Genomic DNA, 17,861 nt, shown 5'->3' on the forward strand with positions numbered 1-17,861 from the left:
TACACTCTGGTTACCTATCTTTACCTGAAGTTACTTTTTATGCCTGATATCGGCGTTTCCATAGCGGTGGCCATGATCTTGGGTCTCGGCTGTTTTGTGCAAAGCTTGGTAGGCTTTGGTATGGCGATTGTGGCGGCACCACTATTGCTGATGATTGATCCCAAACTCGTCCCAACCACCATTTCTATGGTGGGGCTGACATTGGCGAGCATTAATGCTTGGCAATATCGGCATCAACTCTCATTTAGTGATCTTAGTTGGGCTTATTTAGGCCGTGTGCCGGGGACTGCCGTGGCTGGGGGCGTGATGTTAGTCGTCACAACACAAATGCTGGAAATTATCATCGGGGCAGCCGTCTTAATCGCAGTATTGGCCAGTGTCATGCGCTTTGACATTACCCCTAATCGACGAAACTTTTTTGTCGCCGGTTTTACCTCTGGGGTGATGGGCACGACGACGAGTATTGGTGGCCCGCCAATGGCCCTTGTACTGCAACACTCTGATGTCAATAAGATGCGCGCATGCCTGGCGGGGTACTTTGCGATCAGCTGCATCTTGTCTTTGATCGCCTTAAGCGCCACGGACTTTCTGACATGGTGGCACTTAAAGCAAGCGGCTTTTGCGGTGCCTGCCGTACTGGTGGCGACATGGCTTGCTTATCGGGTCGCACCAAAGGTGAAACCGCAGCTCGTCCGTCGGGCAATGTTGCTACTTTGTACCTTAGCTGGGGTCAGCACGCTGGTACGCGGCTTGATGGGTGGATGAAACGTGTAAAACGCAATGACGCCCCAGAGTCAGTGGGGCGTCATTGAATCATTGGATGGTTAGTGAGTGATAATCAGCCAATAAATTGTGCCACCACAACGCTTATTCCTCCCACCATTGCCAAGCTAAGGCCAAGGTTCCCGCCAATCACCTGATAATGCTCATCCGTCGAGACGGTTTGACGTGCTTTACGCACCATCAGCACAGGTAGCACCACCGCAAGAATCACCAGAGCAATTGCCGCGTAACCTAACGCAGTGATAAACCCTTGAGGGTAGAAAAGTGCGAACACCAAAGGCGGTAAGTAAGTAATAGCGGCGGTTTGCAAGCGGCCACGCACACTGTCTTGGCGATTAAAGCTATCGGAAATAAAGTCAAATAATCCTAAGCTAACGCCGAGAAATGACGTGGCTAAGGCTAAATCAGCAAAAAGCGAAATGCTGGAGGCGATATAATCTTGTTGCACCACCGATTGGATGATGGCAACGAACTGAGACAGTTCACCGTTTTGCACCAAGGTAGCTTGTGCCACTGTTCCTAAACTCGCGACTTGCCAAAAAATGTACAGTGCAAGTGGAAGAGTCGAGCCGACGATCATCACTTTACGTAGTGAAGGCAGATCTATCCCGACATAACGTACAATCGAGGGGATACTGCCGTGGAAGCCAAAAGAGGTGAAAATAACGGGCAGTGCAGCGACCAAGAGCCCTTTTTCGACTGGCATCTCTACGAGGTTAATACTGGAGACGTGTGGGGTGAGTAAGGTTAACGCTAAAATCAGGAATAAGACTTTAACAGTAAATAAACCACGGTTGATTAAATCCACTTTACTCGTACCCAGGGTCACCACTAAGCCAAATACGAGGGTGAACAACACCGCACCGGCTGCTGGCGGTAGCTCGATGGTTGACCATTGTGCCAGCTTCTCATTGAGCTGGCTCCCACCGCCCGCAATATAAGCGGCGCACAGAGAGTAAAATAAGAACAACATGGCGAATGAGGCAAGCCACTTGCCCTTATCCCCTAAAAACTGTTTGGCCAGACTGTGTAATGTGGCATCCGCGTCAGCGTACTGATGGACCTCTAGCATTAATAGCGCTGTGTAGGTCATCAGAGCCCACATCGCCCCCATTAATGCCATCGATGCCCCAAATCCAATACCAGCGGAGGCAAGTGGTAAAGCTAGCATGCCTGCGCCAATGGTTGTCCCTGCGATAATCAGCGAACTTCCTAGTACTTTATTCATATTATGTTTAACCAGTGTTAATAAAAAGTTAATTATTGTGTTCGCACAAAAGATAACGTGAATTTATGCGCATTGTGCACTGTCTATGCAGATAAAAAAACGGATGCGTGTAATGCTAAAGGTACGAATAAGTAAAGTAAAGTGTACGGTTAGGCTGGGGTAGTGAATCGAGCGGTCTAATGTCATAATCAAAGACGAATCACGGTGACCAATAAGGAGCGGCAGGGTGGAAAACCAACAACATCAAGCACCAATGCCACAAATCGCGATGCTTTCTACCGGAGAGGAAGTGTTGCTGGGAGATATCACGGATACCAATGCAGCATGGCTATCAAGGACGTTATTTGAGAACGGGCTAACAATGTCTCGTCGCGTGACCATTGGAGATGACCTTGATGATATGGCGATCGAGCTGGTTCGATTATCACAGACAGAGCAAGTGGTCATTGTGAACGGAGGGCTGGGACCGACCACAGACGATCTCACTACGGCAGCAATGGCATCGGCGATGGGGGTTGAGCTAACACTGAACGAAGCGTGGCTTGATGAGCTGAAACAGCGCTTTGAGCGACACGGCCGGCCGATGGCACAAAGCAACCTTAAGCAAGCGATGTTACCTGACGGTGCGCGCTTAATTGAGAACCCGAAAGGGACGGCGTGTGGTTTTCACTGTGAACTCAATGGGTGTCATTTTTATTTTACACCTGGTGTGCCCTCTGAGTTTTTCGACATGGTTGAGCGCCAAATCCTTCCTGAGTTGTTACATGTTTACGCGGCAAAAGCGCGATCGTGTTACCGTTTGTTTACATTTGGCTTGTCAGAGTCCGGGATCAGTGACGTGATGGCATCATTAGTGCTTCCTGACGATGTGTCACTGGGATATCGCTCGAGTTTGCCTTTTATTGAGGTGAAGCTGTTTATTGATGCAGAGCATGATGAAAAAGACACCATACTTGAGGCGCTGCAACATCGGCTCGCTGATTATGTGGTGTCATATAATGAGCCAATGGCTTCAGCATTAGCGTTTGATGTTAATCGTCACGGTATTGCGTTGAAAGTGGCTGAGCAGTTCACCGGTGGCTGGCTATCAAGCTTACTCAATGGGCAAGCGGCTTATTTGGTTGAACAAGGCTGGGTGATGTCGAACGCCCATGTGCCAGAGCAAGCGTTGGCCAATCCGTTAGCAGCCTCACTGGCGATGGCCAGTGCGACGATCAGCCCCGAGCAAAAGCAAATTGGCCTTGCCTGTGGTCCGGAACTTCACGGACAAATTTGTGTGGCTATCTCCACACCCGAGGGCGAGTGGGGACAGCGATTAAGCTTTAAACGGCAACTGTCTCACGACGATGCGCGCTGTTACATCTCTACGGTGTTATTAGATATGTTAAGGCGCTACTTAAATGGATATACGGTGATTGCCGATTATGCCTCACTGACGCGACATGACGATATTTATATTGATGCAGACAGCATAGAATAGAAGGTCGGTAAGAGAAGGGAAGGCGAGGCGATTGTATTACGCCTCGTTAACTTGTTTTTTGATGTCAGCGGGTTGGTAGTCGAACGCAATGGACACATCAGTCTGCGGCGCACTTTGACAAGCGAGGATTTCGCCTGGCATCACAAAGGCCATGCTTTCTCCCTGCGTGACAGACCCTTGATTAAGCTTACAGCGGCATGCGCCACACATGCCATTTCGGCATTGATATTCAGGCTGAATACCGGCGTCTTCTAACTGCTCTAGCAAGTTTTGGTGGGTGTTGCCACCCACCGTTATGCCGTTCACTTCGATGGTGATACGGGTCATAGTTCGAAGTCACCAAAGTCTTCGACGCTGACTTCGTTATCGATCTGACCGACCAGATACGAGCTAATTTCTGCTTCCTGTGGGGCCACCTGAACATTATCCGAGGACAGCCAAGCGTTAATCCAAGGAATGGGGTTTTGTGTCGCATTGTCATAGGCAGGCGCTAAACCCACGGCAGACATACGCAGATTGGTAATGTACTCGACATACTGACACAAGATATCTTTGTTCAGGCCGATCATCGAGCCGTCACGGAACAAATACTCAGCCCAGTCTTTTTCTTGCTCAGCCGCTTTCTTGAACAGATCAAAACACTCTTGCTCGCATTCTTTGGCAATGTCGGCCATCTCAGGGTCGTCTTGACCGCTACGTAGAATGTTGAGCATGTGCTGCGTGCCGGTCAGATGCAAGGCTTCGTCACGGGCAATAAACTTGATGATCTTAGCATTACCTTCCATCAGTTCACGCTCGGCAAAGGCAAAGGAGCATGCAAAACTGACATAGAAGCGAATCGCTTCAAGCGCATTGACCGACATCAGGCACAAATACAGCTGGCGCTTCAGCGCGCGCAGGCTGACGGTGACTGTCTGGCCATTGATCGAATGCGTCCCTTCGCCAAGTTGGTGATAATAGTTACTCAGCTGAATAAGGTCATCATAATACTGGGCAATGTCTTCTGCGCGCTTTTGAATGTGCTCATTCATCACGATGTCATCAAACACAATCGCCGGATCAGCCACAATATTACGAATAATGTGGGTATAAGAGCGAGAATGAATGGTTTCAGAGAAGCTCCAGGTTTCAATCCAGGTTTCGAGTTCTGGAATAGAGACCAATGGGAGTAGCGCGACGTTAGGGCTGCGGCCTTGGATAGAGTCCAGCAACGTTTGATACTTCAAGTTACTGATGAAAATATGCTTTTCATGTTCAGGTAGCTTGTTGTAATCAATACGATCGCTCGATACGTCCACTTCTTCTGGGCGCCAAAAGAACGACAACTGCTTTTCGATCAGTTTTTCAAAAATTTCATATTTTTGCTGATCGTAGCGGGCAACATTAACGGACTGACCCAAGAACATGGGTTCTTTGAGCGGGTCATTGTTTATTTTAGAAAACGTACTGTAAGCCATGAATCTTATAAACCTCTAGAAAAGGGCCCAGAGGCCCTTTGCATGTCGTGTGTTAGATCTTACATGCACCGCCGGCACAATCGTCTTCAGCAGCTTGCGCCGCGGTTGATTCCGACTGACCATCGCTCGCGCCATCACGGGTGTTGTGGTAGTACAGGGTTTTAACCCCCAGTTTGTACGCGGTGAGCAAATCTTTAAGCAGCTGGTTCATAGGAACTTTACCGCTTGCATGTCGGCTCGGATCATAATTGGTGTTGGCAGAAATCGCTTGGTCGACGAATTTTTGCATGATACCGACTAGCTGTAAGTAGCCTTCATTGCTGCCAATGTTCCAGAGCAGTTCGTAATTATCTTTATACTTGTGATACTCAGGTACCACTTGTTTGAGAATGCCATCTTTTGAGGCTTTCACCGAGACAAAACCACGTGGTGGTTCAATGCCATTGGTGGCATTTGAAATTTGTGACGACGTTTCTGATGGCATCAAAGCGGTCAGTGTTGAGTTACGCAAACCATGGGTTTGGATATCCTTGCGCAAGGTTTCCCAATCCAAGTGTAACGGCTCATCACAAATCGCATCCAAGTCTTTCTTGTAGGTATCGATAGGAAGGATACCTTGCGAATAAGTGGTTTCGTTAAACGCAGGACACGCGCCTTTTTCTTTCGCCAGCTCCACGGATGCACGCAATAAGTGATATTGAATCGCTTCAAAGGTACGGTGCGTAAGGCCATTCGCACTGCCATCCGAATAACGTACACCGTGCTTGGCGAGGTGATAGGCAAAGTTAATCACACCCACACCGAGTGTACGGCGGTTCATGGTCGCTTTGCGCGCGGCAGGTAACGGATAATCTTGATAGTCCAATAACGCATCAAGCGCACGAATGGTCAAGTCGGCCAGTTCACCCAGCTCGTCGAGTGATTCAAGCGCACCCAGGTTAAAGGCGGATAGCGTACACAGTGCAATCTCACCGTTCTCATCTTCAACATTGTTCAGTGGCTTGGTCGGCAGCGCGATTTCTAAACACAGGTTCGACTGACGAATAGGTGCCACCGATGCATCAAACGGGCTATGGGTATTACAATGGTCAACGTTTTGAACGTAGATACGGCCTGTTGAGGCGCGCTCTTGCATCATCAGTGAGAACAGATCAACCGCTTTGACTGTTTCGCGCTGGATAGAGGCATCCGCTTCATATTGGGTATATAGACGCTCGAACTCGTCTTGGTCTTCGAAAAAGGCGTCGTATAAGCCAGGCACATCTGACGGAGAGAACAAGGAAATGTTGCCACCTTTAAGTAGGCGGGTATACATCAACTTATTGATTTGCACACCATAATCCATATGGCGTACACGGTTTTCTTCTACACCGCGGTTGTTTTTCAATACCAGCAGCGATTCCACTTCACGGTGCCAAATTGGATAGAATAAGGTTGCTGCGCCACCACGAACGCCGCCTTGCGAGCAGCATTTCACCGCCGTTTGGAAATATTTATAAAACGGGATACAGCCAGTGTGGAAGGCTTCGCCACCTCGGATAGGGCTACCCAACGCGCGAATACGGCCCGCGTTAATACCTATACCTGCGCGTTGTGATACATAGCGAACAATCGCGCTGGATGTGGCATTAATAGAGTCCAAGCTATCGTCACACTCAATCAATACGCAAGAGCTAAATTGACGTGTAGGCGTACGTACGCCGGACATGATAGGCGTTGGCAGTGAGATCTTAAACTGCGAGGCAGCATCATAAAAACGACGAATGTAGTCCAAACGCGTTTCTTTAGGGTATGACGCAAACAGGCAGGCAGCGACCATCATGTACAAAAACTGTGCGCTTTCGTAAATCTCACCGGTGACACGGTTTTGCACCAGGTATTTACCTTCCAGCTGCTTCACCGCGGCGTATGAGAAGTTCATATCGCGCCAGTGATCGAGGTAACTGTCTAGGGTATCGAGCTCCTCTTCGCTGTAATCTTCCAAGATATGCTTATCATACTTGCCTTTCTCGACCATGTTTTTGACATGATCAACCAGCTTAGGTGGCTCGAACTGGCCATAGGCTTTTTTACGTAAGTGGAAGACGGCCAAACGCGCCGCAAGATATTGATAATCTGGGCTTTCTTCGGAGATTAGATCGGCAGCGGCTTTGATGATTGTCTCGTGAATATCTTCCGTGCGCATGCCATCGTAAAACTGGATGTGAGAGCGCATCTCAACCAGAGAAACAGAAACGTTTGAGAGGCCTTCGGCAGCCCAAGTCACTACGCGATGGATTTTATCGAGGTTTAAGTTTTCTTTGCGTCCATCACGCTTTAATACGGTAATTTCTTGGTTCATTTGTATGCTTTCCCAATATTCCCTTGCCAAACTGCTCTTTTTCGCAAGTTTTTATAAAATGCTGATGATTTTTTGGTCGGCCTCTATGCGGACATCTCGTCGCTCATACACTATATATAGGGGGCGATGTCCGAGTCGGTTACAAGATAGTGATATAACCTGCTTTTTGCAAGCCAGTCTTTGTTAGGGTGGGTGTGGATATCTTGGGGATGTTATATCTAAAGTTAGTAATCACCAACCTAGTGACGCAAGGCCGACAAGATTAGTGAGAATTTCAATCACTGAAAGGCAAAAATTGGTAATAAAAAAAATTTATTTTGGTTGATCTTAGCGATGATCAGTGATCGTTTTTAACTGATTGAAAAGACAGCAAACCCCACAAAATGTGGGGTGTGACTAGGATCCAAGAATGGCGCTAAGTTGATCAGGCTTGGCGAAAATATGATCTGCTTTCCAATTATGAACTAAGGCTTGATCACCGGTGTAACCCCATCCTGCGACGGCTGCGCCCATATTCGCCGCGCGCGCCGCTAATATATCGTTTTCAATGTCTCCGACATACAGCCCTTGTTGTGGCACACAATTGAGGCTTTTGGCTGCTTCAAGCAAAGGCATAGGGTGCGGTTTGGCATGAGCATAGGTATCGGCGCCAACGATGACTTTGGCCTTTTGCAGGCGTGGGAAGAAGGCGAGTAACTGATGCGTGAGCCCTTCGGGCTTATTCGTCACAATGCCCCAAGGGATACGTAACTGATCCAGCTTATCGAGCAGGGTGTCTATGCCAGCGTAAAGCTGGGTGCCATGACATATCGCGTCCCCATAGTGATGAAGAAAACGCGCACGGAGGGCAACAGGGTCTTGATATTGTGCTTGTTCGCCAAACCCAGCACTTAACAGGCCGCGCGCACCGAAACTTGTATGGGTATAAATTTGCTCGCGTGTTAAAGGAGGCAAGTCAAACTCGGCGAGGACGCGGTTAGCGGCCTCACCCATGTCGGGGGCGGTGTCAAGCAAGGTGCCATCTAAATCAAAGAGAATGGTCGATGGGATCATGCTGGCGAGCTCCTTATCAGTCGGCTAGGGCGCGACGGTGTGAACGAGATAATTCACATCGACATTGGCGTTGGAAAGTTTGTAGGTATCAAACACCGGGTTGTAATGCAGCCCTGTCATGTCTTTGGCCGTTAGCGGGGTGTTATCAATCATGTTCATCAGCTCTGAGGGGCGAATAAACTTATGGTGCTCATGGGTGCCTTTGGGAACCAATTTAAGCACATGCTCCGCGCCGACGATCGCGAACAGCCAAGATTTGGCATTGCGATTCAGTGTCGAGAAAAAGACATGACCACCGGGTTTTACCATCTGTGCACAGGCTTGAATCACGGAGGCGGGTTCAGGCACGTGTTCGAGCATTTCCATACAAGTGACAACGTCGTATTGCTGCGCATAGCTGCTGGCATGTTCTTCCGCGGTTGATTGTATGTAGTGCACATCGACTCCGGCTTCGAGGGCATGCAGCCGCGCGACGGTGAGAGGCTCTTTTCCCATATCCAGTCCTGTCACTTCCGCTCCTTCCTGAGCCATGCTTTCGGCTAAGATGCCGCCGCCGCATCCGACATCAAGTACTTTTTTGCCGAATAATCCGCCCGCTTTATCCAAGACATAATCGAGGCGTAATGGGTTGATTTGATGCAAAGGTTTAAATTCACCCTCTAAATCCCACCAACGCGAGGCCATATCCTCGAATTTTTGAATTTCTGCCGGATCGACATTGGGTACTTGGCTCATAACTGCAGCTTCCTTATCGGTTTTGCTGCATTATAACGAAATCCAACGCGATAAAAAGAAGCCGTGCTTCTCGCGGGACCGGTGGGTGTCGTGAATAGGGATCGGCGACGCTGAGTGGGAGGTAACATGTAGAGGTAAAGAAATAGCACGACGGCCAGCCACCGCCGTGCAGAAGGGAGCGGCGTTACGCCGCGGTTAAAATGGCGCTGGTCGCTATTATTCCAGCCAAAAGGTATTTGCCTGCTATTAGGCAGGCACCAATCGCGTTAACGATACGAGTGAGCATCATGCCTCCTCTTTAGTATCAAGTTGACCAACGTTAGGTCGGTCAGGCACGTCACTTCTAAGTATGGTTGATATTTCGGCGCCTGCTAAAAAAGTGATCTTGTGCTCAAGTTAAGCTAATTATTCCTTTTTCGCGCTCAGACACCTTGTGGGCTTTCCTGGTAAAAAAACCATAGTTAGCTACGCAAGTGGTGGCTTTTTGTCCGTGTAGACGCGTTCAGAGCGTCTGCGAACGAGATCCGTGATACATCTTAGCCATATTCGCGTGTCTCCAAAGAGGGTTTGTGTTATTCTCCGTGGTCACGTATTTGAATACGCAAACATTATTTGAGGGATGTTGGCTCCATGAGCGATCTTGCTAAAGAGATCACGCCAGTCAATATCGAAGAGGAGCTAAAAAGCTCGTATCTCGACTATGCAATGTCCGTCATTGTTGGCCGAGCTCTTCCTGACGTGCGTGATGGCCTAAAGCCAGTACACCGCCGCGTATTATTCGCGATGAACGTACTTGGTAACGACTGGAACAAGCCATATAAGAAATCGGCCCGTGTGGTCGGCGATGTAATCGGTAAATATCACCCGCATGGTGATAGTGCGGTATACGATACGATTGTGCGCATGGCGCAACCGTTCTCACTGCGCTACATGTTGGTAGATGGCCAAGGTAACTTCGGCTCCATCGACGGTGATTCAGCAGCCGCAATGCGTTATACCGAAGTGCGCATGGCGAAAATTGCCCATGAGCTGCTTGCCGATCTCGATAAAGAAACCGTGGATTATGTGCCGAACTATGATGGTACTGAGCAAATCCCGGACGTATTGCCAACGCGTGTCCCCAACCTGCTGGTTAACGGCGGCTCCGGGATTGCGGTCGGGATGGCAACCAACATCCCACCTCACAACCTTACTGAAGTTGTTAACGGATGTCTGGCGTATATCGATAATGAAGATATCACTATTGATGAGCTGATGGATCACATTCCAGGCCCAGACTTCCCGACAGCGGCAATGATTAATGGTCGCAAAGGGATTGAAGACGCGTATAAAACAGGGCGTGGAAAAATCTACTTGCGTGCCAAGGCGGATATCGAAACCGACAAAAATGGTAAAGAGACCATTGTTGTCAATGAAATCCCCTATCAAGTCAACAAAGCGCGTTTGATTGAAAAGATTGCCGAGCTGGTTAAAGACAAGAAAATTGATGGCATTTCCGCGCTACGCGATGAGTCTGATAAAGACGGCATGCGGATTGTTATTGAGTGTCGACGTGATGCGGTGGCTGAGGTCGTACTGAACAACCTCTACGCGCAAACCCAATTACAGACGTCATTCGGCATTAATATGGTGGCGCTGGATAATAACCAGCCGAAGCTCTTTAACCTAAAAGGGATGCTTGAGTGCTTTGTTAACCACCGCCGTGAAGTGGTCACACGTCGCACGGTCTATGAATTACGCAAAGCCCGTGACCGTGCCCATATCTTGGAAGGCTTGGCGGTCGCACTGGCGAACATCGACGAAGTCATTGAGCTTATTCGTCAAGCCCCTACGCCTGCGGTAGCCAAACAAGAGCTACAAGATCAAGGTTGGGGACTCGGTGGCGTGTCTGCCATGTTGGAAGCTGTGGGTGGCGAAAACGCGCGTCCTGAATGGTTGGCGCCAGAATTTGGTGCCCGTGATGATGGCTCTTACTACCTCACTGAACAACAAGCACAGGCGATTCTGGATTTACGTTTGCACAAGCTCACCGGGCTTGAGCACGAAAAAATCCTGGACGAGTATAAAGGCCTGCTCGAGCAAATTGCGGAGCTGCTGCATATCTTGGCCAGTACCGAGCGCTTGATGGAAGTGATCCGCGAAGAGCTCGAAGCCGTCCGTGATGGTTTTGGCGATAAACGCCTCACCGAAATTACTGCCGCGAGTGCAGACATTGATATTGAAGATCTTATCAATGAAGAAGACGTGGTAGTGACCTGGTCACACGATGGTTACGTTAAGTATCAGGTTCTGAGCGATTATGAAGCGCAGCGCCGTGGCGGTAAGGGGAAATCAGCGACGCGAATGAAGGATGAAGACTTCATTGAGCGACTGCTGGTTGCTAATACCCATGACACAATACTGTGCTTCTCGACGCGCGGGCGTATGTACTGGCTAAAAGTCTATCAGCTGCCGCATGCATCGCGTAATGCGCGCGGTAAGCCAATTGTGAATCTACTCCCGCTGGAAGAAGATGAGCGTATTACCGCGATCCTGCCAGTGCGTGAGTATGAAGAAGACAAATACGTCTTTATGGCCACGGCTCACGGTACCGTGAAGAAAACCCCACTGACTGACTTTAGCCGTCCACGTAGCGCCGGGATCATTGCAGTGAACTTGCGTGAGGGCGATAGCCTGATTGGGGCCCAGCTCACTGATGATAGCAGTGAAGTCATGCTGTTCTCGCAATTCGGTAAAGTAGTGCGCTTCCTCGCATCGAATGACACCGTTCGCGCGATGGGTCGTACCGCCGCGGGGGTACGAGGCATTCAATTGGCTGAAAACGATCAGGTCGTCTCTTTGATTGTGCCGCAAGAGAATGCGGAAATCTTGACCGTGACCGAGAACGGTTTTGGTAAGCGTACAGCGTTGGCAGAATACCCAACCAAGAGTCGTGCGACCAAAGGGGTGGTTTCGATCAAAGTCTCTGAGCGTAATGGCGACGTTGTCAGTGCCATCCAAGTCTGTGAAGGCGATGAGCTGATGATGATCACCAATGCGGGGACCTTAGTCCGTACTCGCGCAGAAGAGGTGAGTCAAGTGGGGCGTAACACCCAAGGTGTACGCTTGATTCGCGTCAGTGATGACGAGAAAGTGGTGGGCCTACAGCGCATCGAAGAGCCAGACGAAGATGAGATGGAAGCCTTGGCCAATGAAGCCGGGACAACCACTCAGTCGGACGGCAGCGAGGCATCAGCGCCTACCGATGATGATCAACGCGATGATAACGATCAGTCGCCCGCGTCTGATGATGATCAAAACGCGTAAGTCGTCGCTTAGATAATGTCTTAAGGGTGCAGTGAACTGCACCCTTTTTTATTGCCTATTGACAGGAGAGCATGGAAATTGTGATCGAATCTGCGTTGGCGCTTTCAAATTGCGCGCGAAACGTGTTAAATCAATCACACACCATTTAAAACAGAGTCAATCCTTGTAGGCCTCCTGGCCACAAGTGATGAATAAGCAGGAGCCCCTCCCCAACATGGATAAGGTATATAATTTCTCCGCAGGCCCCGCGATGTTGCCGCGTGAAGTGATGCTAAAAGCACAAAAAGAATTGATGAATTGGCAAGACCTTGGTACCTCGGTCATGGAAGTGTCGCATCGCAGCAAAGCATTCTTAAACGTTGCTCGTCAGTCAGAGCAAGATTTGCGCGAACTCCTAGTGATTCCTGACAACTACCATATTCTATTTTGCCAAGGGGGCGCGCGTGCACAGTTTGCCGCGGTGCCCATGAATCTCATGGGGAACCACACCATCGCAGACTATGTCGATGGCGGTTACTGGGCAGAAAGTGCGGTCAAAGAGGCCAAGCGCTATTGTACGCCCAACGTTATCAATGTTCGCCGCGAGCGAGAGGGGAAACGTGCAATCTCGCCGGCGAAAGACTGGCTACTAAGTGATGATGCAGCCTATGTCCATTTCTGCCCTAACGAAACCATTGATGGCATTGAAATTAATGATTTGCCTGAGACCAATAAACCCATTGTTGCCGATATGTCATCGACCATCTTGTCACGTCCGATTGACGTATCTAAATATGGGGTGATCTACGCCGGTGCGCAAAAGAACATTGGCCCTGCAGGGCTGACCCTGGTGATTGTACGTGACGACTTATTGGGACTGGCGCGAGATGTGCTTCCTAGTGTGCTTAATTACAAGGTCTTGGTAGAGAAAGACTCGATGTTCAACACGCCGCCGACCTTTGCCTGGTATCTGGCCGCCGAAGTCTTTAAATGGCTGAAAAAACAAGGCGGGATTGAAGCCGTTTATGCACGCAATCAACAAAAAGCAGCCCTGCTTTACCAAGCTATCGATCAATCGAGCTTATATCGTAATGACATTCACCAAGACAATCGTTCCTTGATGAATGTGCCGTTTCAGTTGGCGAACAGCGACCTGGATGAGACTTTCCTCGCTGAAGCAACGGAACAAGGCTTACATGCGCTGAAAGGCCACCGAGATGTGGGTGGCATGCGAGCCTCTATCTATAACGCCATGCCCCTTGAAGGGGTGCAAGCGTTGGTCGACTTTATGGCCAAGTTCGAGAAAAAATATGGCTAATGACAGACGTTAGCGATGGCTGCGTCTTTTAACGGTGTTAAGTAGAAAACAGTGTGAAAAACGAGCCGCTTCCTTGTTGGAGGTGGCTTTTGCTTTCTCTTCACTGAAGGTGATAAAAATAATAATTGTGAGACTGCCGGTATTTTGGTTACTCTGGGGGCACTAAGCATCACGGATATAAACCAGAATGGAGCAACTGACACTTTCCCCGATTTCTTATGTCAACGGCCAGATTAACCTTCCCGGCTCAAAAAGCGTGTCGAATCGCGCATTACTCCTTGCCGCTCTAGCCTCAGGCACCACCCGACTAACCAACTTACTGGATAGTGACGATGTACGTCATATGCTCAATGCGTTTACCGCGTTGGGAGTAGAGTATCAATTGTCCAGCGATCGCACCGAATGTGTGGTACAAGGGCTGGGACAGCCGTTTCATCTCGCCGAGCCAACCACGCTGTTTCTCGGTAATGCGGGAACGGCGATGCGCCCTTTGACGGCGGCACTATGCTTGGGAGAGGGTGACGTCACCCTGACGGGTGAGCCACGGATGAAAGAGCGTCCTATTGGCCACCTTGTTGACGCCCTGAATGCGATTGGTGCTGATATCCAGTATCTTGAAACTGAGGGCTATCCGCCACTACGTATCCAAGGCACTGGCCTGGCAGGTGGCGATGTGAGTATCGATGGTAGCATCTCGAGTCAGTTTCTCACCGCACTACTGATGGCCGCGCCGTTTGCTGAGCAAGAGACCCGGATCACCATTAAAGGGGAGCTTGTCTCTAAGCCTTATATTGATATTACCTTGGCAATCATGGCGCAGTTTGGTGTTGAGGTACAAAATGATAACTACCAAGCGTTTGTGATCCCAGCTGGACAGCGTTATCAATCACCAGGTCACTTTATGGTGGAAGGTGATGCCTCATCCGCTTCTTACTTCCTCGCGGCGGCCGCGATTAAGGGCGGTGAAGTCAAAGTAACGGGCATCGGGCGTCATAGTGTGCAAGGTGATATCCAGTTTGCCGACGCACTCGCGGCGATGGGCGCCGAGATTGAGTGGGGAGAGGATTATGTTCTCGCCCGTGGAAAGACGCTTAAAGGCGTCGACATGGACTTTAATCATATTCCTGATGCAGCGATGACCATTGGCGTCGCGGCCTTGTTTGCAGAAGGGCCGACATGGATTCGCAACGTGTACAATTGGCGTGTTAAAGAAACCGATCGCTTATATGCCATGGCTACCGAGCTGAAAAAAGTGGGCGCTGTGGTTGAAGAGGGCGAAGACTATCTATACGTCGAGCCACCAAAGCAGTTACACCACGCGGCCATCGATACCTATGACGATCATCGGATAGCGATGTGCTTCTCGTTGGTCGCATTGAGTGATACGCCCGTCACTATTAATGACCCGGGCTGTACGTCAAAAACCTTCCCTGATTATTTCGAGAAGCTCGCGGCAATCAGCACCACGAAATAACCATGCTGCAACACATTGCTGCTGATATCCACGCAGCAGCAATGATTTCCAGCCGGATTTCTTCTATACTATGCGCCGATTTATCGATGTGCTTGTTGGGCAAACGGTGTGTTTGTCGCGTCACGGTATGGCAGGCGTCAAACCCATTTAACGCCTCAAGCGAAGCGAATCGAGTAAAGTTGACGAACGTGGAGAGATTTATGCCGACACAGGCGCCTGTGATTACAGTAGATGGACCGAGTGGTGCAGGAAAAGGAACCTTATGTATGCGGTTGGCGGAGACACTAGGCTGGCATTTGCTAGACTCTGGTGCCATCTACCGTGTTTTGGCATTAGCGGCGATTCATCATGACGTGGATACCTCATCGGAAGACGCGTTGGTACCGCTGGCTGCGAACCTAGACGTTCAATTTATCGCCGAAGGTGATCTGGTGAAGGTGATTCTCGAAGGGGAAGACGTATCGGGTACCTTACGCACAGAGCAGGTGGGTAATCAAGCGTCGAAAGTCGCTGCACTCCCGCGTGTTCGCGAGGCATTGTTGCGTCGTCAACGTGCGTTTGTCGGCGAGCCAGGTTTGATTGCTGATGGCCGTGATATGGGTACCGTGGTGTTCCCGCAAGCGGAGGCGAAAATCTTCCTTGATGCTAGCGCAGAAGAACGCGCACGCCGGCGCCAGCATCAGTTGCAAGGCAAGGGGGTTAATGTTACCTTTGACCGCCTTTTAAGCGAAATTCAAGAGCGTGATGATCGTGACCGCAATCGAGCGGTAGCACCATTGCGCCCCGCGTCAGATGCATTAGTGCTAGACTCAACGTCGTTATCAATCGACGATGTGATTGCACAAGCACTGGCGTTTATTGAAAGCAAATTATCGGCTGCATAAGCAGTCTATAACCGTTAGCTGCAAGGATGATAGCTAACATATTTAACAACCCCATGCGGTAGGATACCCGTGGACGTTTATCAAATTGAAGATTTAAATATAATGACTGAATCTTTTGCTCAACTCTTTGAAGAGTCTCTAAAAGAAATCGAAACTCGCCCAGGTTCTATTGTTAAGGGTACTGTTGTTGCTATCGAGAACGGTTTTGTTCTGGTTGACGCAGGCCTGAAATCTGAATCGTCTATTCCAGCTGACCAATTCAAGAACGCTGCTGGCGAACTTGAAATTGAAATCGGCGGTGAAGTCGATGTAGCCCTGGACGCAGTGGAAGATGGTTTCGGTGAAACTCAGCTTTCTCGTGAGAAAGCGAAGCGTCACGAAGCTTGGATCCAGCTAGAGAAAGCGTACGAAGAAGCTGAAACCGTTAACGGTGTTATTAACGGTAAAGTGAAAGGTGGTTTCACCGTAGAACTGAACGGCATCCGTGCGTTCCTACCGGGTTCACTGGTTGACGTTCGTCCAGTACGTGATACTTCTCACCTGGAAGGCAAAGAGCTCGAGTTCAAAGTAATCAAGCTTGATCAGAAGCGCAACAACGTTGTGGTTTCTCGTCGTGCGGTTATCGAGTCAGAAAACAGCGTTGAGCGTGACGAGCTGCTAGCTTCTCTGCAAGAAGGCATGGAAGTTAAAGGTATCGTTAAGAACCTGACTGACTACGGTGCGTTCGTTGATCTTGGCGGCGTTGACGGCCTGCTTCACATCACTGACATGGCGTGGAAGCGCGTTAAGCACCCATCAGAAATCGTTAATGTTGGTGACGAAATCAACGTTAAGGTTCTGAAGTTTGACCGTGAGCGTACTCGCGTATCACTCGGCCTGAAACAACTGGGTGAAGATCCATGGGTAGCTATTGCTAACCGTTACCCAGAAGGTCACAAGCTGACTGGTCGCGTAACCAACCTAACTGACTACGGCTGCTTCGTTGAAATCGAAGAAGGCGTTGAAGGTCTGGTACACGTGTCTGAAATGGACTGGACCAACAAGAACATCCACCCATCTAAAGTGGTTAATGTGGGTGACGAAGTTGAAGTCATGGTTCTGGACATCGACGAAGAGCGTCGTCGCATCAGCCTTGGTCTGAAACAGTGTAAAGCCAACCCATGGCAGCAATTCGCTGAAACTCAGAACAAAGGCGACCGTGTTACTGGTAAGATCAAGTCAATCACTGACTTCGGTATCTTTATCGGTCTAGACGGCGGCATCGACGGTCTGGTTCACTTGTCTGACATTTCTTGGAACGTGGCTGGCGAAGAAGCCGTTCGCGAATACAAGAAAGGCGACGAGATCTCAGCAGTGGTTCTTCAGGTTGACGCAGAGCGTGAGCGCATCTCACTTGGCATCAAGCAGATGGAAGAAGACCCATTCAACAACTACCTGGCAGCTAACAAGAAAGGTGCTATCGTTAACGGTACGGTAACGGCTGTTGACGCGAAAGGCGCAACGGTTGAGCTAGCCGACGGTGTTGAAGGTTATCTGCGTGCTTCTGAAGCTGCGCGTGACCGTGTTGAAGACGCGACTCAAGTGCTTTCAGTTGGCGACAGTGTTGAAGCGAAGTTCACCGGTGTTGACCGTAAGAACCGCGTGCTAAACCTGTCTGTTCGTCTGAAAGACGAAGCTGATGAGCAAGAAGCGATGGCTAGCCTGAACAAATCTGATGAAGGCGCTATCGGTAATGCTATGGCTGACGCGTTTAAAGCAGCGAAGAGCGAATAATGTATAAGTTGAGGGGGAAATTTTCCCCCTCTGCATTTATACTGTTGAGA

The 17,861-nt window shown here is 49.6% G+C and carries 13 protein-coding genes; 7 read left to right on the forward strand and 6 right to left on the reverse strand.

Annotated features, from left to right (window positions below; translation table 11 throughout):
- Positions 1-39 precede the first annotated feature (39 nt).
- On the forward strand, positions 40-765 hold the full coding sequence (locus BZG73_RS09705) for a sulfite exporter TauE/SafE family protein (protein ID WP_077668190.1): 726 nt from the start codon (positions 40-42) through the stop codon (positions 763-765).
- A 73-nt stretch (positions 766-838) separates the two neighbouring features.
- Here the strand turns inward: BZG73_RS09705 and tyrP are convergent, their stop codons facing one another.
- The gene (tyrP, locus tag BZG73_RS09710) at positions 839-2,011 is read right to left on the reverse strand and encodes a tyrosine transporter TyrP (RefSeq protein ID WP_046073504.1); all 1,173 of its coding nucleotides are present in this window, start codon (positions 2,009-2,011) and stop codon (positions 839-841) included.
- 226 nt (positions 2,012-2,237) lie between these two features.
- On the opposite strand from tyrP, the gene BZG73_RS09715 reads away from it, so the two are divergent.
- On the forward strand, positions 2,238-3,491 hold the full coding sequence (locus BZG73_RS09715; protein ID WP_235606049.1) for a CinA family nicotinamide mononucleotide deamidase-related protein: 1,254 nt from the start codon (positions 2,238-2,240) through the stop codon (positions 3,489-3,491).
- Between the two features lie 36 nt (positions 3,492-3,527).
- Here the strand turns inward: BZG73_RS09715 and yfaE are convergent, their stop codons facing one another.
- The 5 genes from yfaE to ubiG form a co-directional block, all read right to left on the reverse strand.
- The gene (gene yfaE, locus BZG73_RS09720; protein ID WP_046073503.1) at positions 3,528-3,818 is read right to left on the reverse strand and encodes a class I ribonucleotide reductase maintenance protein YfaE; all 291 of its coding nucleotides are present in this window, start codon (positions 3,816-3,818) and stop codon (positions 3,528-3,530) included.
- Positions 3,815-4,948, reverse strand: a complete 1,134-nt coding sequence (gene nrdB / locus BZG73_RS09725) for a class Ia ribonucleoside-diphosphate reductase subunit beta (protein WP_077579233.1) — start codon at positions 4,946-4,948, stop codon at positions 3,815-3,817. Before nrdB ends, yfaE begins: the two co-directional genes overlap by 4 nt.
- A 52-nt stretch (positions 4,949-5,000) precedes the next feature.
- Positions 5,001-7,289 carry a class 1a ribonucleoside-diphosphate reductase subunit alpha gene (gene nrdA, locus BZG73_RS09730; protein ID WP_046073501.1) on the reverse strand — a complete coding sequence of 763 codons (2,289 nt, stop codon included), beginning with the start codon at positions 7,287-7,289 and terminating at the stop codon, positions 5,001-5,003.
- A 396-nt stretch (positions 7,290-7,685) separates the two neighbouring features.
- A complete protein-coding gene (gene gph / locus BZG73_RS09735) occupies positions 7,686-8,342 on the reverse strand; it encodes a phosphoglycolate phosphatase (RefSeq protein ID WP_077579235.1) in 657 nt (218 codons plus the stop codon).
- Positions 8,343-8,366: 24 nt separating this feature from the next.
- Entirely contained in the window at positions 8,367-9,077 is a 711-nt protein-coding gene (ubiG, locus tag BZG73_RS09740; RefSeq protein ID WP_077579236.1) for a bifunctional 2-polyprenyl-6-hydroxyphenol methylase/3-demethylubiquinol 3-O-methyltransferase UbiG, read from the reverse strand.
- A 630-nt stretch (positions 9,078-9,707) separates the two neighbouring features.
- Here ubiG and gyrA point away from each other — a divergent pair.
- The 5 genes from gyrA (at position 9,708) to rpsA (ending at position 17,811) form a co-directional block, all read left to right on the forward strand.
- On the forward strand, positions 9,708-12,383 hold the full coding sequence (gene gyrA, locus BZG73_RS09745; RefSeq protein WP_077668191.1) for a DNA topoisomerase (ATP-hydrolyzing) subunit A: 2,676 nt from the start codon (positions 9,708-9,710) through the stop codon (positions 12,381-12,383).
- 214 nt (positions 12,384-12,597) lie between these two features.
- Positions 12,598-13,680, forward strand: a complete 1,083-nt coding sequence (serC, locus tag BZG73_RS09750; RefSeq protein WP_046073497.1) for a 3-phosphoserine/phosphohydroxythreonine transaminase — start codon at positions 12,598-12,600, stop codon at positions 13,678-13,680.
- Positions 13,681-13,867: 187 nt separating this feature from the next.
- The gene (gene aroA, locus BZG73_RS09755; RefSeq protein ID WP_077579239.1) at positions 13,868-15,154 is read left to right on the forward strand and encodes a 3-phosphoshikimate 1-carboxyvinyltransferase; all 1,287 of its coding nucleotides are present in this window, start codon (positions 13,868-13,870) and stop codon (positions 15,152-15,154) included.
- A 200-nt stretch (positions 15,155-15,354) separates the two neighbouring features.
- On the forward strand, positions 15,355-16,038 hold the full coding sequence (gene cmk / locus BZG73_RS09760) for a (d)CMP kinase (protein WP_077668192.1): 684 nt from the start codon (positions 15,355-15,357) through the stop codon (positions 16,036-16,038).
- A gap of 102 nt (positions 16,039-16,140) precedes the next feature.
- The gene (gene rpsA / locus BZG73_RS09765; RefSeq protein ID WP_046073837.1) at positions 16,141-17,811 is read left to right on the forward strand and encodes a 30S ribosomal protein S1; all 1,671 of its coding nucleotides are present in this window, start codon (positions 16,141-16,143) and stop codon (positions 17,809-17,811) included.
- Positions 17,812-17,861: the final 50 nt, after the last annotated feature.

Source organism: Salinivibrio siamensis (assembly GCF_001996005.1).
Lineage (GTDB): Bacteria > Pseudomonadota > Gammaproteobacteria > Enterobacterales > Vibrionaceae > Salinivibrio > Salinivibrio siamensis.